Genomic DNA, 26959 nt, shown 5'->3' with positions numbered 1-26959 from the left:
GCAGCGGCTGAAAGTGTTCAGCACCTTGTGCAACGCACACGCAAGATGATCTTGAATGGGTGACAGTACGTCAGGAGAGCCTGAGTGTCCATCAGTCTTCGCGGAAGGCGATCGCCGAAGTGGCCTCGCAAGTCCGATGTCGGTCGTGTCCGACGACCGCACCGGCGGACGTGGCCTGCTGCTTGCCGCCCCTCCTCCAACCGGTGGGAATGCGTCCCCCACCCACCCGGCGGCAAGTCCGTCCGGGCCGAGTTGTCAGCGCCTTGAACAGTTGTGTGGCCACGCCTGGTGGGGTTTGCTGCTCGATCTTTCTCAGCGCAGTCGACGGGTCTCAGGAACCCGTCCCTTGCGATGGGCCCTCCGGTCCTGACGTTCGGGTGCTGATCACACCGGATGCCAGGGGTCGAGCCCTGCGCTTGTCACAGGGTGGCGGAGGGATACAGCGGCCACCCGTGCTGGGGCGGTGGAACAGCTCAAGGTGAGGCTCGTCGGCTGCGTCTCACCAACGGGGGACGGGGCGGTTCGATGACGACGGCAGACGACTTCGCGGAACACACCGATACGTCTACGACGGCAACGCGGGGAACACGACCACCGAGCCGTCCTTGTCGCGGGCAATCTCAATCGCCACGTCTGTCGTACGGCTATTGACTGTGACACCACGGCCCAGCTGGTGAATCCGGTGGGTCGCGCTCATGAGGCGATCCACTTCACCGGTCGTGAAGACCGGTGCCCGCAAGCCGCTCGGGCGTGCCAGCTCCAGTGCCGACAGGCGCACCAGGACACCGGCGATGCTCGACTCCATTTCATCGAGGCGCTGCTGATCGCGCCTGAGTTCGCGGGTGAAGTTCTCGAACGGATTGCCGTCGTTGCTCTGTGCGTGCTCGACGGCCTGGAGGACAACCACCCGCCGCTTCAACGCGATGGCCAGGGAAGCGAGTTCGAGGTGGGTGCGGAACGTACCGCCATGGTCATCGACACCGGGGAACGCCTTGGTCAGCGTGCCGAGTTCGACGGCCTCGCCCTCGCGCAGTCCGTCGAGCGCGCCTTGCCACCGGGTAGCGCGGCCGTCGGCCTTGCTCAGCGCCGTGTCGATGGCGTGCACCGCCGAGTCGAGTCCCAGGGAGACACCGAGCTTGCCCTGGTCGAGCAGGATGGCCGTGGCCTTGTCGACGGCGCCACGGCAGCCGTCGAGTGTGCTGCGCTCGTCGTCGAGTTTCTCCTCCTGAAGTCGCTCAAGCAGTTCCGTGATGTGTTCGATGGCCTGTTGGCGCCTGCGATCGGCGTGGGCGCTCACTCCCACCGCCACGGCCATGAGCACGAGCGGAGCGGCCACGGTGAGCGCCGTGCCGCCGGCGGCCGCGGCACCGGCGGTAGCACCGGCCCCGCCGACCGTGCCCGCCGCTGCCACGCCTCCGACCGGCACGAATCGCGCTTTGGAGGCGATCCTGCCCGTCGAATTCACGAGCTCACCGTAGATGCCGCCGACCGCCCCGTTCGGCACCATCGGACGGACGATGCCCTGCCCGAACTGGGCGGCGACCTTCGCCGGGACCACCATGCGGTACAGATTCTCGCCGGAAGCGGTCGCTCTGGCCGCCGTAAGGGAACTTCGCGTCGATTGCGTGATGAACTGTGACAAGTGCTGCGCCAGGGGACTCGCGGCGTCGAGCGGGATGCCACGGCCGCGGTCGATCTTGTCGGGCAGCGGATGCACCTCAAGTGTGACGATCGGCTCGTCGGCCAGCGCGGCCAGCACTCCGCGCAGTTCAGCCAGGCGTTCAGCTGTCATCGACTCGCCCGCGGCCAGTCCCGGCACTCGGACGTCAGCGGTCGCCAGCGTCCACACCGGCACGGTCGTGTTGCGGTCGTCAGTCATCGTCTCCCCCTTGTTCCCGGCAGCAGCCTACGTCTGACATCGAATGCGACGATCCCAAACCGCGAATCCACCCATCCGTCCCCCACCGGATGCCGGGGCAGCCGGCTCCCCTGCCGGCCCAGCACCAGCCGCTGCCGGGCGCGGGTGATCATGGCCTAGTACGCCATGCGCAGGGTCGCCGCCGCGGGGCCGGTGGTCACGATATGTACATGGCCGTGTGGATTGCCGAATCATCCGGATAATCTGTCGACGTGTACAACACGACGGACCCGGTCGCCGCTCGTCGGGCGGCGAAAGCCGCTGAACAGGAACGTCTGAGGCGTGCGCGCGAACGCCGGGACAACAAGGGCTCCTCCGGGGTGAGCGGTTTCACCCAGCGAAAGTGGCGCTGGCTCGGTGTCGGGGGCAGCGAGGACGTGGAGGCCGTGCTGAACACGCTGACCGAGACCGCGGCCGCCGCCGGGGTTCCCGAAGCCGAGCGGGCAGTTCTCATGCGGGCCCTCGAGGGCAACCCGGACCGCAAGAGTCTGCTGCCCGCGGTGCGCTCGGGGCTGAGCCTCTTGCCGCCGGAATCGGTTCTCGGCCATGTGCGGAGTCTCTGGGCAGCCGGCGTGCGATGGTTCAACGAGGCGGGCCTGGAGCGGTGCGGGGTGTTGTGCTCGACTACGCCCGGCCCGGACCTCCTCGGCAGGCGCTCCCCCAGACGATCGGGGGCTCTGGCTGCTGATGGCCACCCTGTGGTCCCCAGTGGATCCGGTCGACGCAGGACGGAGTCCGTTCTGTGCGCTCGTCGCCCTCAACCGCACCTACGAGCTGGTGAAGGCCGGTGACCTGGAGGCGGCGGCCCAGCAGGCCCGCTCTCTCAGCCGGGACGGAAACAGCGGCAAGGTTCCCACGGGCTTCGTCCAGGAGGCCCACGCCCTGGCCGCGTACGTGGCCGTGGCACAGAGCAAGCAGGTTGATTCGGCTGCGGGGCGGGACAAACTTCTCGACACCGCCGTGGAGAGCGCCGAGAAGGCGGCGGACCTGGGCGGGCCCGTCGCGGAGCGCAACCTCCGGCTGCTGAACACCTGGCGAGCGACGAGAAAGAACGACCGCGGCCCGTTCGGCAACCCCTTCCTCGACATCGGCCTGGACCATGGTGCGCACGGGTGGGAGGAACGCTGCCGCGAGATCTTCCGGCAGCACGAGGGCGATGCCGGAGCCCAGTCGGAGCTGAACTGGGCCGAGGAGCGCATCCGTGGCGCGCTGCGGGGAGAAGCGGGCTGGGACGTCTTCTACCAGCTTCCGCTCGACCGGTCCCGGTACGTCATGCCCTCCCAGGTGCCGCGGCGTCTGGTGCCTCCGGTGGAGGCGCTGCCACGCCGGGTTCCGGTGACGAGCGGCGGCGAGTTGGAAACCCTCCGTGCCCGTGCCGCCGTCGAGCTGCTCGATGACTTCCGAACCACCGCGCCCCACCTCGACCGGCACAGTCCCGTGCGGTGACTCCGTCCACGCCCACTGTCTTGACCTGCCGTCCTGACTGATCCGAACGAAGCAGAGCAGAGCTGATGCCTCCCAACAAGAAGGTTCCCAAGAGGGAGCGACCGCACCGCCCGTGCCCCGCGTGCGGCCGGACACAGCCCGGTGGGAAGACGGCAGTGCCGCCACACAAGCCAGGCGGGCTGAAGCGCCGCAGGGAACGCCTGGCCGACGCTTCGGCGCAGCCCCTGCGGAACGGCGTCGTCGAAGCTCCCCCTCGCCCTGATCCGATCGACGCGATGACGGTGATCAAGGGGGTGGCCGCCCGGGTACCGGAGGCACTGGAGGCCGCCGGGGCCGACGAGGCGCCCCCTGCCGGAGCACTCACCGCGGCGGTACGCCGGGCGGTCCTGGACGAGTTCCGTACCCGCGCGCAGTTCGCCGGACGTCTCGCCGAGATCGACGCGCTCCTCTGGTCCCGGGCGGGAGAAAGCCGGGAGACCGTAGAGGGTGCGATGACGTCCCACCTGCGGGAACTGCGGCTGCTGCGGGTGACGGAGCCCGAGGAGAGCGACCGGTTCGTGGTGACCGAGGGCGAAGGGGACGCCTTCGAGCTGCTCAGTCCGGCGTACGTGGATGAGTTGACAGGAAAAGTCATTCTCGCCGGTCAACTGCGGCGCACCGCCGGGCCTGCGGGTGTGAAGGCGGGGGAGGAAGCATGACAGCAGCCGGGATCGACTTCGGGACCACCAATTCGGTCGCCGCCCAGTGGAACGGCGAGTATGTCGAGGTGCTGGAGATCGGCGGTCAGGGCCTGGACGCCAACTGGGGGCGCAGGGGGTTCGAGCTGCTCTACCCGTCGGTCGTCGGCACGAGCTCGCTGCGACCCGGCACGCTGTTCGGCTGGGAGGCGAAGCTGCGTTCGGAGCAGGCCGTCGAGGCGTGCAAGCGGATGCTGCGCGAGGAGCCGTCCGTCACGCTGAGCGGTGAACGGTTCGCCGCGACCACCGCGGCGGCCGGGGTCTTTCACGCCATCGCCGGGGCAGCGCTGGAGGAGGCCGCCACCGAGATCCGCGAGGCCGTCGTCACCGTACCCGCCAACGCGACGGGAGCGGCCCGTTTCCGGACGCGTGAGGCCGCACGTGCCGCGGGAATCGCGGTCCGCACCCTGCTGAACGAGCCGACGGCGGCAGCGATCGCCTACGCGCACGAGATGGAGGCCGACGGCGAGTTCCTGGTCTTCGACTGGGGCGGCGGCACGATGGACGCCACGCTCCTCCTGCATGACGACGGGTTCTTCGACGAGAAGGCGAGCCGGGGTGTCAACCGCCTCGGAGGTCTGGAGATCGACGCGCGATTGCGCCGCATGGTTCTCGATCGGGTGCCGAGGCGCGGACGTTGGAGCGATTCCGAGAACCGGATGTTCACCCTGGAGATCGAGCGGGCGAAGATCCTGCTTTCCCAGCAGGAGTCGGTCCGCGTCCGGACGCCCGACGACGTCACCGTCGAAATCGGGCAGGACGAGTTCTCCGAGGCGATCCAGGACCTCATCAGCCGTGCGCTCGACCCGGTGGAGGAATGCCTGGCGCAGGCCCGGATCGACCCGCAGGACCTCACCGCGGTGCTGATGATCGGGGGCAGCAGCCAGATTCCGGCGGTGCGTGCCGCGGTCTCGGAAGCGCTCGACTGCGAACTCGTGGACAGCGCCCTGTGCGACCCGATGACCGCGGTGGCCGAGGGAGCGGCCATCAGCGCCGCCGCCATGGACGGCGAGTTGAAGAGCATCATCCGGGTCGTCAACACGCACGCCCTGGGCACGATCACCAAGAGCCGCGAGGGCCGGCGGAGTTTCAGCGCACTCATCGACCGGAACCAGCGCCTCCCGCAGCAGCGCGTGAAGTCGTACGAGCCGACGAAGGACAACGTCTCCCAGCTGACCGTCGAGGTCTGGGAGGGGGACCCCGACCGCGGGGTCGATCACCCGGACAACGTCAAACTGACCGACCTGGTCCTGGCCTACCCCCGGCGGGTCAGAGCCGAGGACGGAGTCTTCGACCTGGAGTACACCTACAGCAAGGAAGGCCTGCTGACCGTCAGGGCAACTCTGCAGAAGACCGGTGACGTCCTCCTCGACGGCGAGGTGAAGGTGTTCGGGGACGGGAACGTGCTGCCGGAGGTGAGGAAGGAACTCGACCGCCTGCTCACCCTCGCCCCCGTCGCCCGGCCGGCGAGCGCACCGACCCATCCCCAGCAGGCCGGACCCCGGGGCGACAGCGCGCCCGAACCCACTCCTCTTCGCCCCGCTCCCCCGTCGGCCGGCGCGGTCACGGCCGCGCAGCCGCTCATCATCGACGGGTCCAACCTCGCGTGGAACGGGCGCCCTCCGCGTTCGGCGGGCGGCAGGCCGAGCTTCGCAGCCTTGCAGGCGGCGGTCCGGTTCCTGCGGGCCAGGCACTCGAAGAGCGACATCCACGTGGTGGTCGACGCCACCCTGCGCCACGACGTGTCCGCCGAGGAGCGGCCGCTCGTGGAGAAGGCCATCGCCGACGGAACCGTCGTACAGCCTCCGGCCGGAACCGAGGGACGCGGCGACGCCCTGGTGATCAGCATCGCCGAGGAGGTCCGCGGGGTCATCGTCTCGAACGACAACTTCGCGCCGTTCCAGAAGGCGAATCCGTGGCTACGGACCTCCGGACGGGTCATGGGGGCCACACACTCGCAGGGAGTGTGGGTCTTCAACCGGCGCGTGCCCAACCCCGCTCCGCCCGCTCAGCGAAGGTGACACGAGGCGCGCGTTGACGATGTCAACAGGGCCATGTCATGCTGGTGATCGGGTTAAGGTATACGCTCCCTGAGGATGTGCCTGCCCTGTATGCGACAGGTGAGGAAAAGGGGGAGGCGCAGTGGGCCTGGAGACGGTCGACGCACGGTTCCGGATCACGGGAATCGTGGGCCGCGGGAACATGGGCGAGGTACACAGGGCCGAAGACCTTCGGGCGGCACCTGACTCCCCGCACCGGGAGGTCGCGGTCAAGACCGTGCTGCGCGGCCGGACCGGGATCGCCGTCGACACCTCGGGATCCAACAGGGAGTTCGACCGCTTCCGCCGCGAAGTGCGGATCATGCGCATGCTCTCCCAGGGCCACCCGAACCTCACCCGGCTGATCGACGGCGGTGTCGACGGGACGCCGGGCGGCAGCGGCCTGCCCTATCTGGCCATGGAGCTGCTGGACGGTCATCCTCTCGCGGACCTCATCGACGAGGAACCCCAGCTCCCCGTCTCCTGGGTCGCCGCCATCGGCGCGCAGATCGCAGCCGGCCTCACCGCCGCGCACACGGCCGGGGTCGTCCACCGTGATCTGAAGCCCGCCAATGTCATGCTCACCCGCGACGGCACCGTCAAGATCCTCGACTTCGGCATGGGCACGATCGTCGACGATCCCGATCAGACACGGCTGACCAGCACGGGCGTCAGCGTCGGCACTGCTCGCTACATGGCACCCGAGCAGTTCCGGGCCGAACACGTCTCCGGCCTCGCCGATCTCTACGCACTCGGCTGCATCATGTACGAACTGCTGGTCGGACAGCCGCCGTTCTCCGCCAGGACCCCGTACGAACTCTCCGAGCAGCACCAGCACTCCCAGCCGCCCCTCCTGACGCTGGTACGCCCCGACCTCCCCGCCGAGCTGGTCCGCCTGGTGGACCGTCTGCTGGAGAAGAAGGCCGGGCTTCGGCCCGAGAACGCGGCCCTGCTCCGTGACGTACTGGTACCGCTCGCCCTGGAGCCGGACGACACGGCCGCACTGCTGGCTCCGCACTGGGTGGCGATGGACCCGGTGGCGCGGCTGCGGACCCTGCTCCCGGAGCGCACCCCGGCCGCACCCGTGCCCGTGCCGCGCAGGGAACCGCGTCTGCCCGAGACCATGGACGTCTTCGGTATCCACGCCGACCTGATCAGCGAGTACGAGGACTTCACCAAGAGCGCGACGGTGTTCCGGGACGCCCGGATCGAGGGCTTCGTCAAGGACGACCTGGCGGCGAAGTCGCAGTGGCCCGACCCCTGGCTCTCGCTGAACCCGTTCTTCGCCGACGGGGGCAAGGTCACCGACCTCGTCCAGGAGGGCCTGCTGCACCCGAAGTGTGCGGAGATCTTCCAGGCGGGCAAGAAGGAAAGCTCACGGCGCCCGGACGGGCGACCGCTGACCCTCCACCGTCACCAACGACAGGCGATCGAGGCCGCGAGGGCCGGCGATTCCTACGTGCTGACCACCGGCACAGGTTCCGGCAAGTCCCTGGCGTACATCGTCCCGATCGTGAACCACGTCCTGAAGGAGCGTCAGGAGGCGGGCCTGCGCGCGGGAGGGCGCACCGAGGGGGGCCGGGTCCGCGCGATCGTCGTCTACCCGATGAACGCCCTGGCCAACTCGCAGCTGATGGAGCTGGAGAAATACCTGCGCCACGGTTTCGGCGCAGGGCAGGAACCGGCCACCTTCGCCCGCTACACCGGCCAGGAGTCCGAGGAGCGGCGCAAGGAGCTGCGCAGGAACCCGCCGGACATCCTGCTGACGAACTACGTGATGCTGGAGCTCATGCTGACCCGGCCGGACGACCGGTCGAGCCTGATCCGTAAGGCCGAGGGCTTGCAGTTCCTCGTCTTCGACGAGCTGCACACCTATCGGGGCAGGCAGGGCGCGGACGTGGCGTTCCTGATCCGCCGGGTCCGCGAGGCCTGTGGCGCCTCGGACTCCCTCCAGTGCGTCGGTACTTCGGCGACCATGTCCACCGAGGGTTCCTGGGAGGAGCAGCAGCGTGAGGTGGCCGGGGTCGCCGGCCGGCTGTTCGGTACGAAGGTGCTGCCGAAGCGTGTCATCGGCGAGACCCTCGTCCGGGCGACCGAGGACGCGCCGGTGAGCGTGTCCGCCGAGCGCCTGCGGGTCCCGGCGGCTCCCCGTTCCTACGAGGCGCTCACGAAGGACTCGCTGGCGCGCTGGCTGGAGTCGCGGTTCGGCCTGGAGCGTGAGCGGAGCACGGGGCGGCTGCGCCGCTGTCCCCCGGGAACCGTCGAGGCCGCGGCGGCCGATCTAGCTTCGGAGTCCGGGGCGACCGAGGAGGAGGCACGCGAGGCCATCCGCACCACGTTGGAGGCGGGTTCGCAGGCGAAGCATCCGGTGACGGAGCGGCCGTTGTTCGCCTTCCGGCTGCACCAGTTCCTCTCCAAGGGCGACACCGTCTACACGACGCTGGAGGATCCGCTCAGCCGCCCCCTCACCCGCACCTATCAGCTGGAGCAGCCGAACAGCGACGGCAAGCCGCTGTTCCCGCTGGCGTTCTGCCGTGAGTGCGGCCAGGAGTATCTGACCGTCTGGCGCACCGAGGAGAACGGTTCGTTCCGCTACGAGCCGCGCCGGGACACGTCCGCCTCGGGCGGCCGGGCCGGCGAGGGCTACCTCTACGTGGGAGTGCCGGGCGAGGACTACGAGTGGCCGGCGGATCCGCAGACGGCCGTGGACGACCGGCGGCTGCCGGAGTCCTGGCTGGAGTCGGACGCTCAGGGCCTGACGGTCGTAAGGAAGTCCTACCGTCCCCGGGTCCCCAGGCATGTCGTCGTGGACGGCTTCGGGAACGAGTCGGGCGAAGGGCTGGCGGCGGCGTTCGTCCCGGCGCCGTTCCTGTTCTGCGTGCACTGCCAGGTCTCCTACGAGCAGACCCGGGGCCGGGACTTCGCCAAGCTGGCCACACTGGACCAGGAGGGCCGGTCCTCGGCGACCTCCCTGATCTCCGCGTCGATCGTGAAGTCCCTGCGGGCGGTGCCCGAGGACAGTCTCGGCAAGGAGGCCCGCAAGCTCCTCACCTTCGTCGACAACCGCCAGGACGCCTCGCTCCAGGCAGGCCACTTCAACGACTTCGCTCAGGTGACCCAGTTGCGCGGCGCGCTCTACCAGGCCGCTCTCCAGACCGGCGAGGAAGGGCTGCACCACGACGACCTCGCCGAAGCGGTGACCGAGGTCATGGGGTTGTCGACGCGGGACTACGCGGGGGGTGCGTCGCTGGCTCCCTCCATGGAGCGGCGCGCGACGAAGGCCTTCCGCGATGTCGTCGGGTACCGGCTCTACCGGGATCTGGAGCGAGGCTGGCGCATCACGATGCCGAACCTGGAGCAGACGGGGCTGCTCCGGATCGACTACGAGGACCTGGGCTGGATCGCCGCGGCAACGGATCGCTGGGAAGCCACGCACGCCGTGCTGCGTGACTCCGACCCCGCGCTGCGCGAGGAGATCGCCCGGACCCTGCTCGACTTCATGCGGCGTGCGCTCGCCATCGACGTGCAGTACTTCCGGGACGACTTCGACACGTTGCTGCGTGCCAGCGAGGAGCGGCTGACCGGGCCGTGGGTGCTGAGCGAGAGCGACCGGCCCGCCGTGGGCACCGCCTACCCGTACGGTTCGAAGCCGGGGATGGAGCGCTCCGCGCTGTTCCTGTCGGCCCGCGGCAAGTTCGGAAAGTACCTGCGGCGGAACATGCCCGAGCTGCGTGATCTTCCGCAGGACGACGTCCAGACCGTCATCGAGGACCTGCTGAAGGTGCTGCTCGCAGCGGAACTCGTGCGCGAGGTGGATGCGACTCCCGAACACTCCGGTCCGGCCTTCCGTCGCCGGGCGGCCCAGAAGCGCACCGGCTACCGGGTGTCGGCCGCCGCCCTGGTCTGGCGGGCCGGGAGCGGTGAGCGGGGCGCGATCGACCCGCTGGCCCGCACGTACACCAGCGGTGAGGGCCCGCGCGTCAACCCGTTCTTCCGCGACCTGTACCGGACGGCGTCGGCCGAGCTGGCCGGCCTGTTCGCCCGGGAGCACACCGCGCAGGTCACTCCGGAGGAACGGCTGGAGCGCGAGGGCCATTTCCGCACGGCCGAGCTGCCCCTGCTGTACTGCTCGCCGACGATGGAGCTGGGTGTCGACATCTCGTCGCTCAACGCCGTGATGATGCGCAATGTGCCGCCGACCCCGGCGAACTACGCCCAGCGTTCGGGCCGGGCGGGCCGCTCCGGTCAGCCGGCGCTGGTGACCACGTACTGCGCCACGGGCAACAGCCACGACCAGTACTACTTCCGCCGGTCCCAGGACATGGTGGCCGGGCAGGTGGCGCCGCCGCGCCTCGACCTCGCGAACGAGGACCTGGTCCGCTCCCATGTGCAGGGCATCTGGCTGGCGGAGACGGGGATGAAGCTGGGTATCGCGGTCCCGGACGTCGTCGACGTGGCCTACGACCCGGACGGCAGCGACCGTCCTGATCCGCAGATGCGTCTGCCGCTGCACTCCCACATCCGCGAAGACTCTCTGGACGAGGGTGCCCGCCGACGCGCGGTCTCCGTCGCCCATGCGGTCCTCGATCCGCTGAGGAGCCTGTTCGCCGACACCACCTGGTGGTACGACGAGTGGATCGAGGATCGGATCGAGCGGGCCCCGCAGCGGTTCGACGACTCCTTCGACCGGTGGCGGGACCTGTTCCGCGCGGCCGTCGTCGACCAGTACGAGCAGAACAAGCGCGTCGTCGACCACACGCTGTCGCAGGGGCAGCAGGTCCAGGCCCGTACCCGGCGCCGCGAGGCGGAGACCCAGACGAACCTGCTGCTGAACCGCTCGTCCGACAGCAAGTCGGTGATGAGCGACTTCAACCCGTACCGCTATCTGGCGTCCGAGGGGTTCCTGCCCGGCTACAGCTTTCCCCGGCTGCCGCTGGCCGCGTACATCCCGCGTTCCGGCAACCGCCGCAATGCCGACGGCGACTACCTGCAGCGTCCCCGGTTCCTCGCGATCCGGGAGTTCGGCCCCGGCGCGCTCATCTACCACGAGGGCGCCCGCTACCAGGTCACCCGTGTGCAGCTGCCGCCGGACGCCTCGGGCGACCTGGCGACGGCGGAGGCGCGGCGCTGCGACGGCTGCGGGTACCACTACGCCGTCCGGCCCGGCGTGGACCGGTGCACGATGTGCGGTGAGGAGCTGCGGAACAAGCGCACCGGTCTGCTCCACCTGCACACCGTGTACACCACCCCGCGCGAGCGGATCTCCTCCGACGAGGAGGAGCGCCGCCGGGCCGGTTTCCGTCTGGAGACCTCGTACGCGTTCCAGGACCACGGGGCCCGCAAGGGCCGCCTCACCTCGCAGGTCACCGACGCCGACGGCCTGCCCGTCCTCACCGTGGACTACGGCGACTCGGCGACCGTACGCATCACCAACCTCGGCCGGGTCCGTGACAAGGAGGGCGAGCCGGACGGCTACTGGCTCGACCTCGGCGACGGCCGCTGGCTCAACGACCGGGCCGCCGCGGACGCCATCGAGGGAACCGGCATGCCGTCGTCCTCCACCGGCATGCCGGTGGTCGACGACGACGGCAACGAGAAGCGCCGCAAGAAGCGGGTCCTGCCGTACGTGGAGGACCGCCGCAACATCCTCGTGGTCACGCTCGACGACCCGGAGCCCGAGCCGGTGGCGCTGTCGTTCCTGTACGCGCTGGAGCGCGGCATCGAGGCGGCGTTCGAGCTGGAGGACTCCGAGCTGACCGCCGAGCTGCTGCCCCCGGACGACGGCCCCCGGCGGCACATCCTGTTCACGGAGGCCGCCGAGGGCGGCGCCGGTGTGCTGCGGCGCATCCAGCAGGACAAGCGCGCGCTCGCCAAGGCCGCCCGGACCGCCCTGGAGATCTGCCACTTCGACGCGGACACGGGCAAGGACGAGGGCGAGCTGGTGGGCGGCGAGGGGTGCGCCCGCGGCTGCTACGCCTGCCTGCTGACGTACGCCAACCAGACGCACCACCGCAGGCTGAGCCGGCACGCGGCGCGGCCGTTGCTGCAGCGGCTGGCCGGCTCCCTCACGGAACGGGAGGATCGCGGCGAGTCCCGCAGCGAACAGTTCCGCAGGCTGGCCCCGGCCACCCACCACCGGACCGGTGACGGTGACGACGCGGCCGAGAGGCCGCCTGTGCCCTCTCCCACCCCGCTGGAGGCGGATCTCGGGGCCCTCGTCGCGAGCGGCGACCTGCTCGGCTGGCTCCGGGCCAAGGGCTACCGGCTGCCGGACGAGGTCAGGAGCCTCGTCCCGGAGGCGGGCGCCTGCCCCGACCTCGTCTTCCGGCTGGACGGCGCCAACCTCGCCGTGTTCGTCGACGGCCCCGGCCGGCCGGCCGACTCGACGCGGGACATCGAGGCGGGCTACCGGCTGGAGGACGCCGGCTGGGACGTCGTGCGCTTCCCGACGGACGCGGACTGGGACGCCATCACCGAGCACAACGCCGCCTACTTCCACCTGCGTTGACCGCCCCGCCGCCGCCCTCCTCCATCCCAAGGAACTGAGACAACCATGAGCCTCACGTACACAGCCGGCTCCCTGGTCGCCGCCCGTGGCCGGGAATGGGTGGTGCTGCCCGAGAGCGCCGCCGACATGCTGGTGCTGCGCCCCCTGGGCGGGAGCGAGGACGACATCGCGGCCGTCTTCCCCGCCTTCGAGGAGGTGCGTCCGGCGGAGTTCGCGGCGCCGAGCCCGTCCGACGTGGGCGACCAGCGGTCCGCCGGTCTGCTGCGCACGGCGCTGCGCATCGGGTTCCGTTCGGGTGCGGGCCCGTTCCGCTCGCTGGCCTCGATCGCCGTGGAGCCCCGGGCCTATCAGCTGGTCCCGTTGCTGATGGCGCTGCGGCAGCGGACCGTGCGGCTGCTGATCTCGGACGATGTCGGTATCGGCAAGACGATCGAGGCCGGGCTGATCGCCAAGGAGCTGCTCGCGCAGGGCGAGGCGACCCGGCTGACGGTGCTCTGCTCCCCCTCGCTGGCCGAGCAGTGGCAGTCCGAGCTGCGGGAGAAGTTCGGCATCGAGGCCGAACTGGTCCTGGCCTCCACGGTGTCCCGCCTGGAGCGCGGTCTGGATCTCGGCCAGTCCCTGTTCGACAAGCACCCGTACACCATCATCTCGACGGACTTCATCAAGTCGACCCGGCACCGCGAGGACTTCGTACGCCACTGTCCCGACCTGGTGATCGTCGACGAGGCCCACTCCTGTGTGACCGCCGACGACGCCGGGCAGGGGGCGGCGTCCGGTACGAACCAGCTCCGTCACGAGCTGCTGCGCAAGGTCTCCGCGGACGCGGACCGGCATCTGCTGCTGCTGACCGCCACTCCGCACTCGGGCAAGGAGTCGGCGTTCCGCAACCTGCTCGGCGTGGTGCGGCCCGAACTCGCGACCCTGGACCTGGAGTCCCCGGCGGGCCGGGCGAGGCTCGCCGAGCACTTCGTGGCCCGCAAGCGCGCCGATGTCCGTGAGTACCTCACGAAGAAGGACGGTCTCGCCGACGACTCCCAGGTCCAGCGGACGGCCTTCCCGTCCGACCGCTGGACGAAGGACGAGCCGTACAAACTCACGCCCGCCTACCGGGCGTTGCTCGACGACGCCATCGCCTACGCCCGTGACCGCGTCGCGGCCGCGGGCGAGCAGGGCAGGCGCGAGTCCCGGATCGCCTGGTGGTCGGTGATCGCGCTGCTGCGTTCGATGGTGTCCTCGCCCGCCGCCGCCGCGCAGACCCTGAAGACCCGCTCCGAGTCCGCCACCGCGCGCACCGCGCAGGAGGCGGATGCGCTGGGCTCCCCGGTGGCCGCCGACTCCGCCGACAACGACCGGCTCGAAGGCATGGACGTGGCGCCGGGGGCTGCCGAGTCGGAGGAGGCGGGTGCCCGGCTGCTCGAACTCTCCGAGCGGGCCGCCGAGCTCGTCGGCCCGGCCGGCGACGCGAAGCTGAAGGCGCTCACCCGGCACCTGAAGGGCCTCATCGCCGACGGTTACAGCCCCATCGTCTTCTGCCGCTACATCCCCACCGCCGAGTACCTCGCCACGCAGCTGGACGGCAAGCTCGGCCGGCGGACGAAGATCGCCGCGGTGACCGGGGCCCTCTCCCCGCAGCAGCGGCTGGAGCGCATCGAGCAGCTCGCCGCCGAAGCGGCCGGGGATGCCGGGGCCGACGGGGACGCCCCCGACCCGGCCGCCCGCCGGGTCCTGATCGCCACCGACTGCCTCTCCGAGGGCGTGAACCTCCAGCACCACTTCGACGCCGTCGTCCACTACGACCTGGCGTGGAACCCCACCCGCCACGACCAGCGCGAGGGCCGTGTCGACCGCTACGGGCAGAAGCGCGACCAGGTCCGTGTCATCACCATGTTCGGTGAGGACAACGGCATCGACGGCAAGGTCCTGGAGGTGCTGTTCATGAAGCACCGCCAGATCATGAAGGACCTCGGCATCTCCGTGTCCGTGCCCGACGAGACCGCCTCGGGCGTCACCGACGCGGTGGTGGAGTGGCTGTTGCTGCACGGGCGGCAGGGCAGCCAGGAGAGCCTGTTCGACCTGGACGGGCATCAGGAGTCGCTGGACCGTATCGAGCGCGAGTGGAACTCCGCGGCCGAGCGCGAGAAGACGTCCCGTTCCAAGTACGCCCAGCGCGCGATCCACCCCGAGGAGGTGGCGCGCGAGGTCGCCGCCGTACGGGCCGCGCTCGGCGGCGCCGAGGAGGTCCGCGACTTCGCCGTGGAGGCGCTGCGCGACCTGGACGCGCTGGTACGGGACCCGGGTGACGGCACCGGCGACTTCACCGCCCAGGCCGGCGGCGCCCCCGCCGGTCTGCGGGACGCGCTCGCCGCGACGCTCGGCGGACGGCTGGTCGAGGAGGACCGGCAGATCCCCTTCCGCACCACACCGGCGATCGGCCGCGGCGAGGCGGCCCTGGTCCGCACCGACCCGGCGATCGGCGCCATCGCCTCCTACGTCCTGGACTCGGCGCTCGACGCGAGCACCCCCGGCCCCCGCCCCGCCCGCCGCTGCGGTGTGGTCACCACGGACGCGGTCACCGTCCGCACCACGCTCCTGCTGGTCCGCTACCGCTTCCACCTCACGCTCCCGTCCCGTACCGGCGAACGGCAGCTCGTCGCCGAGGACGCCCGCCTCCTCGCCTACGAGGGGATGCCGTCGCGCGCCCGCTGGCTCGACGACGACGCGACCACCGCCCTGCTCACGGTCCGCGCCTCCGGGAACACCCACGAGCAGCTGGTCCGCAACCAGATCGCCCGGGACCTGGGCGCGCTGCCGGACCTCGCCGGGCACCTCACCGCGTACGGCACCCGCCTGGCCTCCGAGCTCGACGCCTCGCACCGCCGGGTCCGCAAGGCGAACGAGGAGATCGTCCGCGGTCTCAAGGTCGTCCCGCAGGAGCCCGCCGACGTCCTCGGCGTCTACGTCTACCTGCCGCAGCAGCCCGCCGCCGCGCCCGCTTCTCACGTGTCCGGAGCCGAAGCCTGATGTCCGCCGCCACCCGCACCGCCCTCGCCTTCACCTCGGTCACCACCGTCGGCGGTCTGCTCCCCGCCGACATGCTGCTGCGCGTCGCCGAGGCACGGAACCTGCCGGGCACCCGGCCCGCCGACTACGGGATGCCCGCCTCCGTACCCGTACGCGACGAGGCCGAGCGCGCCTGGGAGTACCTCAAGCCGCTCTGGCGCGACCTGCGCGCAGCCCTGCCCTCGGACCCGAAGACCGGCGTGCCCGCCGCCGACCCCACGGGCCGGGCCGGCACCGACTGGCTCGCGCAGCTCTTCCGCAAACTGGACTTCGGCGCGCTGACGGAGATCGGCGCGGCGGGCGTCCCCGCCGACTCCGACCCGGACAAGCGGTTCCGGATCTCCCACCGCCACGGCCCCGCGCTCGTCCACCAGGTCGCGTGGAACCAGGAACTCGACAAGCGTCCGGCCGCCGGCCAGGTGCCGCCCCAGTCCCTGGTCCAGGACTGCCTCAACCGCACCGAGGCCCACCTGTGGGCGATCGTCACCAACGGCCGCCATCTGCGGCTGCTCCGCGACTCCTCGTCGTTCTCCACGGCCGCCTACGTCGAGTTCGACCTGGAAGCCCTGTTCGACGGTGAGCTGTTCAGCGAGTTCGTCCTGCTGTACAGCCTGCTGCACGCCTCCCGGTTCACGGTGGCGGAGGGCACGGCGGCCTCGGGGTGCTGGCTGGAGAAGTGGCGTGCCGAGGCCGTCACCTCGGGCACCCGCGCCCTGGACCAGCTGCGCCTGGGCGTGCAGAACGCCCTGACCGTCCTCGGCACCGGCTTCCTGCGCCACCCGGACAACGCCGCACTGCGGGAGGACACCGACCCCAAGGCGCTGCGGGACGCCCTGCTGCGCCTCGTCTACCGGCTGCTGTTCGTGTTCGTCGCCGAGGACCGCGGGGCCCTGCTCGACGGGGCGCCCGACGACCCCCGACGCAAGGCGTACGAGCGGTACTTCTCCTCCGCCCGGCTCCGCGAACGCGCCCGCCGCCGCCAGGGCACGGCCCACGGCGACCAGTACGAGGCGCTGCGCATCGTCCTCGACGCGCTGGGTGCCGAGGGCGGCCGCCCCGAGCTGGCGCTGCCCGGCCTCGGCGGCCTGTTCTCCCGCACCGACGCGGACACCCCGCTGGACGGCCTGAAGCTGTCCAACGAGTCGCTGCTCGCCGCCGTCCGCCACCTCGCCCAGGTCCGCGACCCCGGCGCCCGCCGGTGGCGGCCGGTGGACTACCGCCACCTGGACGCCGAGGAACTGGGCTCGGTCTACGAGTCCCTGCTGGAGCTGGAGCCGAAGCACTCCGCCGCCGACCGCTCCTTCGAGCTGGTGGAGGTGGCGGGCAACACCCGTAAGACGACGGGCAGTTACTACACTCCGTCCTCGCTCATCGAGTGCCTGCTGGACACCACCCTCACCCCGGTCATAGACGACGCCGTCAAGCGGGGCGAGCAGCGCGCCGCCGCTGCGGGCCGGCCCGACCCGGCCGACGACATCGTCGCCGAGCTGCTGTCCCTGACGGTCTGCGACCCGGCCTGCGGCTCCGGCCACTTCCTGGTCGCCTCGGCCCGCCGCATCGCCAAGCGGGTGGCCTCGGTCCGCGAGCACAACCCCGAGCCGACCCCCGGCGCGATGCGCCACGCCCTGCGCGAGGTCGTCTCCCGCTGCATCTACGGCGTCGACCTGAACCCGATGGCCGTGGAGCTGGCGAAGGTGTCGCTGTGGCTGGAGGCCATGGAGCCGGGCCGGGCGCTCGGGTTCCTGGACGCCCACGTGAAGCGCGGAAACGGCCTGATCGGCACAACACCGAAGCTGCTCGGGGAGGGCGTCCCCGACGACGCGTTCAAGCCGATCGAGGGCGACGACCGGAAGTACGCCTCGGCGCTGGTCAAGCGCAACAAGGCCCAGCGGGGCGGCCAGGACGAGCTCCTGTTCGACACGGAGACCCTGCCGAGCAACGAGCGGTACGCGGTTGAGCTGGCGCGGATCACGCTGGCCGCCTCCGACCGCCTGGAGGACGTGCGGGCTCAGGAGTCCGCGTACCGGGCGTACACGGAGTCGGCCGCGTACGTCCACGACCTCCACGCCGCCGACGCGTGGTGCGCGGCGTTCGTGTGGCCGAAGTACGCGGGGGCGCCGGAGGCTCCGACGGACCAGGTGTTCCGTGCGCTGCGGAACCGGGACCAGACGGTGGTGCCGGACTCGACCCACCAGGAGATCCTGGAGCTGCGGGACCGCTACCGCTTCTTCCACTGGCACCTGGAGTTCCCGGAGGTGTTCGCCGTCCCGGAGTCGGGGGAGGGCGTGCAGCCGGGGACGGGGTGGGCCGGGGGGTTCGACGCGGTGGTGGGGAACCCGCCGTGGGAGCGGGTGAAGCTCCAGGAACAGGAGTTCTTCGCCCAGCGCGACCCGCGCATCGCGGAGGCCAAGAACGCCGCCGCGCGGAAGCGGCGCATCGCGGAGCTGCGGGACGACCGCGACGGCGAGCGCCTGTACGCCGAGTTCGAGGCGGCGAAGCGCCGGGCGGAGGGCGAGAGCCACTTCCTGCGGTCCAGCGCCCGGTTCCCGTTGACGGGGCGGGGGGACATCAACACGTACGCCGTGTTCACGGAGACGGACCGGACGCTGACGGGGCCTCGGGGGCGGACGGGGGTGATCGTGCCTACGGGGATCGCTACGGACGCTACTACGCAGTTCTTCTTCAAGGACATCGTGACGAAGGGGCAGCTTGCCGCGCTCTACGACTTCGAGAACGAGGACAAGGTCTTCCCCGAGGTCCACAACCAGCTGCGGTTCTGTCTGTTCATGCTGCGCGGTTCGGGCGATCTGCGTGCGCCGATCCAGATGGTGTTCAAGGTGCGGCAGCCTGAGCAGATCCCTGATCGCAGCTACCTGATGGCGGCCGAGGACATCCTGACCATGAACCCGAACACGGGAACGTGTCCTGTTTTCAGTCACAAACGGGACGCTGATGTCACTCTGGGTATCTTCCGCAGGGTTCCGGTCCTGATCAACGAATCCAAGAAGACGGACGGGAATCCTTGGGACATCTCGTTCATGGCCATGTTCCACATGTCGAACGACTCCCACCTGTTCCGTCCCTCCGCCCAGGACAACGAGACTTTCGACGACCTGATCAAGTCCGGCTGGGCCCTTGATGGAAACGTGCTCGTCCGCGACGAGGAGCGTCTGCTCCCGTTGTACGAAGCAAAGATGCTGCACCACTATGACCACCGCTTCTCCACCTATGAGAACGCCACGGAGAAGCAGCTCAACAAGGGCACCCTTCCGCGCGTCACCGTGGAGCAGCATCAGGACGCCGCTGCGGCGCCGCTGCCTCGCTATTGGGTGCCGGAGCAGGATGTTCCGACCGGAGAGGTCGACAAGAACGGCGAGCCAATCATGGAGTCAGGCGTACGCAGCCGTCTGGCTGCCAAGGGATGGGACCGGGAGTGGGTCCTCGGTTGGCGTGACATCTGCCGAGCGAGCGATGCACGGACTGCGATCCCCGCCTTCCTGCCCGTGGCAGGCGTGGGTGACAAGTTTCTGCTTGAGCTTCCTCAAGGGGATCCGGCACTTGTCTCACTCCTTGGGGCCTGTCAGACGTCCCTCGTGTTCGACTACTCAAGCCGTCAGAAAATCGGCGGCACCAGCATGAAGTATTTCACCTGGCGCCAGCTTCCCGTTCCGACTCCAAATGCCCTGTTCGCTCACGCTACTTTCATCACACGTCGTGTAGTTGAACTCACTTACACGGCAACCGACATGCGCCCGTTCGCCCGCGACCTCGGCGACTCCGGCGCCCCCTTCCGCTGGGACCCCGACCGCCGTGCCGTCATCCGCGCCGAGCTGGACGCTCTCTTCTTCCACCTCTACGGCATCACCCGCGACGACACCGCGTACATCCTGGACACCTTCAACGTTACCCGCGACAACGACGTGAAGGCGCACGGCGAGTACCGCACCAAGAAGCTGATCCTCGCCGAGTACGACCGCATGGCCGCCGCCGGCCTGACGCTGGAAAACCCGCTCACCGAGGGCGAGTCCGGCACCTACCGCTCCACCCTCACTCCGCCCCCCGGCCACGGCCCCCGCCACGCCTGATCCCGCCCGAGGAGCTGAACACTCCGTGGTACGCCTCAACCAGACCAGCAACCCGCGCACCTCCGTCGTCCTGTCGGCCGGCGCGGACTGGCGTACGCGTGCCGCCGGGCAGCGCCGGGTCAGCGGGGCCGAGTTCCCGATGCCCCGGCGGCCGGCGGCGAGGCTCAAGGCGTTGCAGCAGTGCCTCGGGGTGATTCGCGCGGCGATCAACACCAAGCGCTGGGCGCAGGCGCGCCACGGGATCAGCCGGGCCCGGGCTCTCGTCAGCGCCCTGCCCGGCGAGCTGACCGCCAAGGAGCGCGAACAGTTGTCGGTGCTCCGGAAGAGGTTCGAGGCACGGGGCACCACGACCGCCGAGAAGAGCGCTACGAAGAAGAAGACCACCCCGAAGCCCGCAGCCAAGAAGGTCGCACCCAGAAAGAAGACCGCGCCCGGGAAAGCCGCGCCGCCACCGGCGCCCGATCTCGGTGACCGGCGCATCAACCGCGCCTCACTCGGCTACGGTCCTGCCGGCGACGCCTGACGCGCACCACCTCACGTCGCATATCTCTGAGAGAGGACCACCTATGGAACCACGCGGATACCGCATGGTGGTGTCGACCGAATCGGACTACGTGGCCACCTGCGCGATAGCCGAGCGGGAGTTAGTCGAATGGCTCAAGTCCAAGCGGTACGACCCATCCGGGCTTGACGACGGACGGACCGAGCTCGCCGCCCACGCGACCCTCGACCGCGACTCCGAATCAGGCAGGAACGGCGCGCACAGCCGGTGGCGCATGCGCGAGACGCGCTCCGCCACCTCGGGCACCTGGCAGTCGACGCTCGTCGTGCGCTCCGGGCTCCCCGAGGACAAGGGCCGCACCTGGGTGCAGGTCGACATCGAGCACCAGCCCGCCCGGGCCGACGAGTTCCCCACCCGCGCCAACACCCCGGGCATCGCCAGGTCCCTCCTCGATGCGCTGGAAGCCCGTGACGGTCAGGCCGACGTCACCACCGCACCGGCCTTCATCGAGGCCGACGAGGTCGACGACCTGGTCGAAGAGCTCTGCGACGCCAACCGCCGGATGCCGGTCGTCATCGCCACCGTGCCGTACGGCAAGAACCCGGACGACTGGTCCCGCACGGTCGTCGAACCGCTGTTCCGTAATCTCCACGGGCTGGCGGTGCTGTACGTCCTCACACCGGGCGCGCAGACGTCCTTCAACACCGCACTGGAGTACCACCCAGTGTTCGGCGGGGGCGTCCGCACCTACCTGCCGGGCCTCGATCCGGCTTGGAAGCCGGACTCCCAGCGGCATCCCGTGATGTCCCGCCGGACGATCGAGGCCGGCGTCCACCGGGCTGCCTCAATCCTCGCGGTCCTCCCGCAGCGGCTGTCCTCGCGCCACCTGCTGCCCCCCGCCCTGCTGAACGTTTCGCTCCAGCGGATGCGCCTTCGGCCGAGCCCGGCCGGCACGGACATCGCCCAGCTCCGGAGCGAGAACACGGCGTTGGTCTCACTCCTGGGCGAGGCGGAACAGGCGGAGGCAGCGCGCGTCAAGGAGATCACCGATCTCTACGTGGAGCTCGGGAACGCCGAGCGGGGAAGCGACGAGCTGCGGGGAGAGAACGAGGAGCTGTACGACAAGTTCCAGGAGTCCCAGCGGCTCATCCGCTTCCTGCGCGCACGCCTGGAAGAGGCCGGACAGTTCGCGACGGCCTACGGCCCGGTCGACGCCCCGGCCATCACCTATCCGGAGACCTTCGCCGATCTGCTCGACCGGCTGAACGAGCTTCCCTTCCTCGCGTTCACGGGCAACGCCAAGACCACCCGAGGGCTCGACAGCCAGTCGGTGGACAACTGGCTGTCCGTGGCCTGGGACGGTCTCCTGGCCCTCAACCGCTTTACTCAGGCCTCGGCCGACGGCCAAGCCGCCGGTGACTTCCTGAGCTGGTGCAAGTCCGAAGCGTCGGGCGACTTCCCCTTCCCGGCCGCCAAGGTGGCCATGCGGGAGTCCGACACCGTCGCCAAGAACGGAAGACTGCGCGGCGAACGCATGCTTCCCGTACCCAAAACGGTCGACCCGAACGGCAAGGTCTTCATGCAGGCCCACTTGAAGATCGGCGGAGGCAACACCGTCGCCCCGCGCCTCCACTTCTACGAGGACGGGCCCCGGTCGGGGAAGGTCTACGTCGGCTACCTGGGCCCGCACCTACGCAACACGCTCACCTGAGACAGGGACCGTGCGCCGCTGTAGGTACAGCGCCAACAGCGGCACACCGGCCGGTCAGTCCCCCGCGACGAACCGCACGAAGGGTGCCCACTCTGCGCGTCCCACCTCGAAGGCCGGACGGGCCAGGTCCTTCGAGTCCCGTACGTGAACGGCCTGTTCGGCCATCGCGATCTCCACGCAGCTGTCGCCCTGGGTACCGCTGTAGCTGGACTTGAACCAGGCGAGTCCCGTCGTACCGCTGCTCATAGCTCTCCTCGCAATCGCTTCAGCAGGCCCCGGGATTCCTTGGGGTTCAGAGCCTGCGAGCGAAGTGTTTCACAGCGCTGACAGAGCAGACGCACCTCTTTCAGGTCGGTGATGAGCCGCCCGTTCTGCTGCCCTTCGGAGTAGCCGAGCCGCCGCCCCTCCGGAGTCTCCAGAAGCTGCACCGGCCCGTCCAGGCACGCGTGGAACTCCAGCTCCAACGGCACCACTTGTAGCGTCACGTTGCGTGGCTCTGTCAGCTCAAGCACGTGGTCCAACATGCCCGCCTGCACCTGTGCCCCACCTAGCCTGCGCCGGAACACCGACTCCTCCACGATGAAGCTGAACGGTACGGTCGGCCGCTCCCGCAGTATGCTCTGCCGCTCCATCCGTGCGGCCAGTTGCGTCTCGGTCTGCCCGTCCGTCAGCAGCGGGATGCCGTTGTCGAACACCGCCCGCGCGTACCCCTCCGACTGCAACAGCCCCGGCACCAGCCGGCACTCGTAGGTGGTCAGGCTCACCGCCTCCCGCTCCAGCCGGGCCCAGCGCCGGAACCAGGCGGCGAAGACGACCTCGCCACGGCTGAGGTGGGGGGCGGCCCGCCGCAACGCGCCGGTGTTGCCGAGGGCCGCCTCCGCGCGCTCGACGAAGTCCTCGTCCGGCATGCGGCGGCCCAGCTCGACGGACTCCACCGTGTGCTTGGAGAACCGGACGTGGTCGGCCAGCTCCGCACGGCTGATCCCGGTATGTTCGCGTAACCCCTGGACGACCGCGCCGAACGTCCGCAGACTGTCCGACGGGTGGGGTTCGCGCTCCCACTCCCCCGCCGACACCGTCCGGGCCTCGGCCGCCCCGGCCGTCTCCTCCTCGTCGGAGATGCTCATCCGCCGCCCCTTCCCTCGTGCCGGGTCCGCGCCGGTCATCGCGCCGCCCGTTGCACGACTCAGCGTGACGGATCACTTCCCGTACCGTCTACTCCTCGTGCCCGTACGCTGACTCCGCGTACGGGCCTCGACGCTCGCTCCCGGTCGCGCCCGGGCGTCACGCTGGCCGCATGAACCGACCCGTTCCCCAACTGGACCCACCCGCGTGCGGCTTCACGCAGCTCCTGTCGTCCACGCGTCGCGGGGCCCGGCTCGCCCGGCTGCTCACCGTCTCGGCGCTGCACTCCTGGGACGCACCGCCGGATCTCACGGAGCGTGCCGAGCTGGTCGTGGCGGAGCTGGCCGCCAACGCCGGTGCGCCATGAGGCGCTCTGTTGTATCCCCGGTTCAACCGGGAGGAACTGAAGGGAGGTTTCTGGGTCTGATGGCTTACCTGGATCCGAAAGGTGAAGGGGACAGCAGCATGCCAGGAAATCAACGATCACGTTCAGGTATGGAAGTGATGCGTTGAAGGACCCGCGCGATATGGCGAAAGCTGTACTGCCTGAACCCCAATCTCCAAGGGATGAAAGGGCTGGCATCCATCGGAAACTTACCTGAAACCGATGCCGCGCCCTGTGGTGGAGTAATTGCGTATCCACCACACCCTTCGGGGCGCGGACTGATTCCCAGTGAGGGAATTCAAGGAGATGAGTGGGGCGCCTAAGTCGCGCTAGATACGTACAACAGAGACGAACATGGGATCACCTAAAGGGCGCGAGCCCCAAGGTGACGGAGGCCCCGTAGTAGTCGCAGGAGTCACGACCTGCCAAGGAGGACGGTAACGCCGTCCGCAGGGCGAAGGGGGCCAGGTGATTCGGACATCACGATGCTGGGAGGTATGCGTAATGCAGAACGCCGAAACGGTGCTTGATGTCCTGCGTGAACGCGGCAGGCGGAGCCTGCCGTGTAATGAACTGTATCGACAGTTGTTCAATCCGAACCTGTATCTACTGGCCTACGGGCGCATCTACGCCAACCACGGCGCAATGACACCCGGGGCCTGCGGGGAAACCGCGGACGGCATGTCCGAAGCCAAGATCGGGCGCATCATCGAAGCCATGCGCCACGAGCGTTACCGCTTCCGCCCGGTGCGGCGCGTCCACATTCCGAAATCCAACGGAAAGACACGCCCTCTCGGCCTGCCGTCCTGGTCGGACAAACTCGTCGGCGAAGTGATCCGCCTTCTGCTGGAGGCATACTACGAGCCGCGTTTCTCCGGCCGCTCCCACGGTTTCCGCCCCGGCCGGGGCTGTCACACGGCACTGTCCGAGGTGACATACAACTGGACCGGGACAACCTGGTTCATCGAAGGAGACATCTCCGACTGCTTCGGCTCACTGGATCATGAGATCCTGCTGGCCATTCTCTCGGAGAAGATCCACGACAACCGGTTCCTCCGCCTCGTCCGACAGATGCTGAAAGCGGGATACCTGGAGGACTGGAGATGGCACGCCACACTGTCGGGATCTCCCCAAGGCGGTGTGCTTTCCCCACTCCTGTCCAACATCTACATGGACCGGCTTGACGCATTCGTCGAAACAGTTCTCATCCCGGAATACACCCGAGGGAAAACCCGCCGCAAGAACCCGGCCTACAAGGAGCTGGACAATGCGATCGGGGCTGCCCGGAAGCGGCTCGCCTACAGGAAGGAGAACACCGAGTCCGCTCAGGTCCGCCAATGGCGAAAAGAGTTACGCCGTCATCCGGCCGGAGATCCAAACGATCCGGGCTATCGGCGGCTGCGCTACATCCGCTACGCGGACGACCATCTCCTCGGGTTCATCGGACCCAAGGCCGAAGCCGAGACGATCAAACAGCGCCTGGCCACATTCCTGCGCGATGACCTCAAGCTGGAACTGAACCAGGACAAGACACTGATCACCCACGGCCGCACCCATGCGGCCCGCTTTCTCGGTTACGAGATCACCGTTCAGCACGCGGACGAAAAGGTCTCCCGGGGTGGCCGCATCAATCGCGGCCTCCGCTCCGTCAACGGGAAGATCCAGCTCCGCGTTCCCAAGGACGTGATCAAGGCCAAATGTGCCCCGTTCCTCCACCGTGGCAAACCCACGCACCTGCTCCCGCTGATGAGTTGCACACCCTTCGACATCATCGGCATCTACGGAGCGCAGTACCGGGGCATCGTTCAGCCCGGATCCACCGGCTCGTTTCGTGAGTGATCGTTTTCGGTGATCGAGGCGATGCGTCTGGCGGCGGGCATGGGGTGGCCGCTGGTGTGCCCAGCTTTTCCACATGTCCACAGCTCTCGGGCCCTGGCGGGCGGGTCGGATACGGCCTGGTCAGAACGGTTGGGGCGGGGTGTTCACGGCGTGGAAGAGGGCTTCGAAGGCGTCGTGCCAGGGCCAGCGTTCGGGCAGGTGCAGGGTGAGCCGGCGGGCTGAACGGGCCAGCCGGGCGGGCACGTTGATCAGGTGATCGCGGATGGTCGCGCACGTCGCGCGGGCGTGGAAGGTGCCGGCGAGCGTTCCGCAGGCGCGGGTCAGGTTGAAGGCGAGGGCAGCCAGTGCGAGCCAGGCGGCGTTCGCCTGGAAGCTGCTCGAGGGGGCGTGTGCGAACGGGCCGTTCTTCAGCTCGGAGATCACCTGTTCCACGATCGCGTGGCGCCGGTGGTCACGCTCGGCGTCGATGAGCGGCAGCGTGCTGTCGGTGAACGCGGCATGGTAGCGCCAGGCGGTGAACAGCTCGCCCTGGCCCCCGGGCACGGTGGCGGGGTTCAGGCGCTTGACGCGTCGCACGATGAGACGGGCGGTGACCTGCTGCTTCTTCGGTTTCGAGGTGAAGGCGGTGTACTCGATCTCGGCGATCTCGGCGTCCGATATCCAGCGTTCCTCCTCGCTGTCCCACACCGCCTTGGGGTACTTGATCGGCGTCCAGGCCATCTCGTCGATAGCGGCGATGGCCTGCTTGACGGAGGCGTTCATCCGCACCGTGACCGAGAAGCGGGCGCCGAGCGCCCGGCAGGCGGCGACCACCTCGGCGGCGTAGTAGGCCGCATCCGCCCGCACGGTCAGCATCCCGGTCGCACCGGACGCGCGGGCGGTGCGGACCGCCTCGGCGGCGAACGATCCTGCTCCGCGCACCGAGTTGACGCTGCCCCGGCGCAGCCTGGTTGCGGCGATGACCGGGGCGGCCAGCGGCGTGGACAGCGTCGCGATCAGCGCGTTCAGGCCCTTGACCTTGTTGTAGCCGTAGCCGACACCTTGCTTGGCATAGCCGTGGACCGGCTTGATGGTGTCGTCCAGATCGAGGTAGGCAACCGTGTCGGCGCCGGCAAGTAGCGGGGTGTGCGCGGCCAGGCGAGGCAGGAACCGGCGGGCGACGGCATGTAGTTGCTTCACGTGCCCGTGGGTGAAGGACCGCAGGAAGCTGCCGAGGGTCGACGGGGCGCGGACCCCGGTGAACAGGCGCCGCATCGCGCCGTGCCGCAGCCGGTCCATGTCGTCGATACTGTCCGCGCCCGCGGCCATGCCCGCGATGAGGGCCATCGCCTTGGCGGCCGGGAAGGAACCGGTGCCGTTCTTCGAGGCCGGCAGCCGCATCAGCTCGCTGACCAGGCCGGGCAGGCCGCACCGCTCGGCCAGGCGCACCAGCGGCGCGAGCCCGCCGTACGCGATCAGATTCGGATCATCGAACCGTGCGGAGACCTTCGCCGCGGCATGGGAAGATTGCATCTCAGAAGTGCCCTGTTGGTCGTGCGTGCTGGAAGCGTAGAGAACTCCCATCATCGCAGGTCACAGGGCACTTCCTCGTTCCCGGCAACATC

Annotated in this window: 13 protein-coding genes and 1 pseudogene; 10 read left to right on the top strand and 4 right to left on the bottom strand. The window is 69.4% G+C overall.

Annotated elements, in window-relative coordinates:
* Positions 1–565: 565 nt before the first annotated feature.
* Entirely contained in the window at positions 566–1879 is a 1314-nt protein-coding gene (locus tag B9S58_RS07750) for a hypothetical protein (RefSeq protein WP_103531374.1), read from the bottom strand.
* A gap of 747 nt (positions 1880–2626) precedes the next feature.
* Between B9S58_RS07750 and B9S58_RS07745 the strand changes: the two genes are divergently transcribed.
* The 8 genes from B9S58_RS07745 (at position 2627) to B9S58_RS07710 (ending at position 22006) form a co-directional block, all read left to right on the top strand.
* Positions 2627–3364: a hypothetical protein gene (locus tag B9S58_RS07745; protein WP_258044218.1), complete on the top strand. Its 738-nt coding sequence runs from the start codon at positions 2627–2629 to the stop codon at positions 3362–3364.
* Between the two features lie 275 nt (positions 3365–3639).
* On the top strand, positions 3640–4062 hold the full coding sequence (locus tag B9S58_RS07740) for a hypothetical protein (protein ID WP_258044217.1): 423 nt from the start codon (positions 3640–3642) through the stop codon (positions 4060–4062).
* On the top strand, positions 4059–6122 hold the full coding sequence (locus B9S58_RS07735; RefSeq protein ID WP_103531373.1) for an Hsp70 family protein: 2064 nt from the start codon (positions 4059–4061) through the stop codon (positions 6120–6122). Before B9S58_RS07740 ends, B9S58_RS07735 begins: the two co-directional genes overlap by 4 nt.
* 121 nt (positions 6123–6243) lie before the next feature.
* Positions 6244–12648: a protein kinase gene (locus B9S58_RS07730; protein WP_103531372.1), complete on the top strand. Its 6405-nt coding sequence runs from the start codon at positions 6244–6246 to the stop codon at positions 12646–12648.
* A gap of 45 nt (positions 12649–12693) precedes the next feature.
* The gene (locus B9S58_RS07725) at positions 12694–15669 is read left to right on the top strand and encodes a DEAD/DEAH box helicase (RefSeq protein WP_103531371.1); all 2976 of its coding nucleotides are present in this window, start codon (positions 12694–12696) and stop codon (positions 15667–15669) included.
* Entirely contained in the window at positions 15669–19793 is a 4125-nt protein-coding gene (locus B9S58_RS07720) for an Eco57I restriction-modification methylase domain-containing protein (RefSeq protein WP_103531370.1), read from the top strand. Before B9S58_RS07725 ends, B9S58_RS07720 begins: the two co-directional genes overlap by 1 nt.
* Before the next feature lie 25 nt (positions 19794–19818).
* Complete coding sequence (locus tag B9S58_RS07715; protein ID WP_103531369.1) at positions 19819–20316, top strand: hypothetical protein; 498 nt, start codon at positions 19819–19821, stop codon at positions 20314–20316.
* A gap of 43 nt (positions 20317–20359) precedes the next feature.
* Positions 20360–22006, top strand: a complete 1647-nt coding sequence (locus B9S58_RS07710) for a hypothetical protein (RefSeq protein WP_258044216.1) — start codon at positions 20360–20362, stop codon at positions 22004–22006.
* A gap of 54 nt (positions 22007–22060) precedes the next feature.
* Here the strand turns inward: B9S58_RS07710 and B9S58_RS07705 are convergent, their stop codons facing one another.
* Positions 22061–22252 (bottom strand): DUF397 domain-containing protein, encoded by a 192-nt coding sequence (locus B9S58_RS07705; protein WP_103531368.1) that lies wholly within the window; start codon positions 22250–22252, stop codon positions 22061–22063.
* Positions 22249–23133 carry a helix-turn-helix transcriptional regulator gene (locus B9S58_RS07700; protein WP_103531367.1) on the bottom strand — a complete coding sequence of 295 codons (885 nt, stop codon included), beginning with the start codon at positions 23131–23133 and terminating at the stop codon, positions 22249–22251. Before B9S58_RS07700 ends, B9S58_RS07705 begins: the two co-directional genes overlap by 4 nt.
* 170 nt (positions 23134–23303) lie before the next feature.
* Between B9S58_RS07700 and B9S58_RS07695 the strand changes: the two genes are divergently transcribed.
* Together B9S58_RS07695 and B9S58_RS07690 are read left to right on the top strand one after the other, a co-directional pair.
* Positions 23304–23498: a hypothetical protein gene (locus B9S58_RS07695; RefSeq protein WP_374935661.1), complete on the top strand. Its 195-nt coding sequence runs from the start codon at positions 23304–23306 to the stop codon at positions 23496–23498.
* A gap of 522 nt (positions 23499–24020) precedes the next feature.
* Positions 24021–25325, top strand: a pseudogene (locus tag B9S58_RS07690) (reverse transcriptase/maturase family protein); the annotation flags it as partial.
* Positions 25326–25475: 150 nt separating this feature from the next.
* Here the strand turns inward: B9S58_RS07690 and B9S58_RS07685 are convergent.
* The gene (locus tag B9S58_RS07685) at positions 25476–26867 is read right to left on the bottom strand and encodes an IS1380 family transposase (protein WP_103531107.1); all 1392 of its coding nucleotides are present in this window, start codon (positions 26865–26867) and stop codon (positions 25476–25478) included.
* Positions 26868–26959 lie beyond the last annotated feature (92 nt).

The sequence above is a fragment of the Streptomyces sp. SM11 genome (genome assembly GCF_002910905.1).
Lineage (GTDB): Bacteria > Actinomycetota > Actinomycetes > Streptomycetales > Streptomycetaceae > Streptomyces.
This window is presented reverse-complemented; position numbering and strand designations above follow the sequence as displayed.

Bases quoted from the DNA above. Each gene is read 5' to 3' on its own strand.
- B9S58_RS07735 (WP_103531373.1), top strand. From the start codon at position 4,059: ATGACAGCAGCCGGGATCGACTTCGGGACCACCAATTCGGTCGCCGCC.
- B9S58_RS07740 (WP_258044217.1), top strand. From the start codon at position 3,640: ATGACGGTGATCAAGGGGGTGGCCGCCCGGGTACCGGAGGCACTGGAG.
- B9S58_RS07750 (WP_103531374.1), bottom strand. From the start codon at position 1,879: ATGACTGACGACCGCAACACGACCGTGCCGGTGTGGACGCTGGCGACC.
- B9S58_RS07720 (WP_103531370.1), top strand. From the start codon at position 15,669: ATGTCCGCCGCCACCCGCACCGCCCTCGCCTTCACCTCGGTCACCACC.
- B9S58_RS07695 (WP_374935661.1), top strand. From the start codon at position 23,304: ATGAACCGACCCGTTCCCCAACTGGACCCACCCGCGTGCGGCTTCACG.
- B9S58_RS07705 (WP_103531368.1), bottom strand. From the start codon at position 22,252: ATGAGCAGCGGTACGACGGGACTCGCCTGGTTCAAGTCCAGCTACAGC.
- B9S58_RS07685 (WP_103531107.1), bottom strand. From the start codon at position 26,867: ATGCAATCTTCCCATGCCGCGGCGAAGGTCTCCGCACGGTTCGATGAT.
- B9S58_RS07700 (WP_103531367.1), bottom strand. From the start codon at position 23,133: ATGAGCATCTCCGACGAGGAGGAGACGGCCGGGGCGGCCGAGGCCCGG.
- B9S58_RS07710 (WP_258044216.1), top strand. From the start codon at position 20,360: ATGGAACCACGCGGATACCGCATGGTGGTGTCGACCGAATCGGACTAC.
- B9S58_RS07725 (WP_103531371.1), top strand. From the start codon at position 12,694: ATGAGCCTCACGTACACAGCCGGCTCCCTGGTCGCCGCCCGTGGCCGG.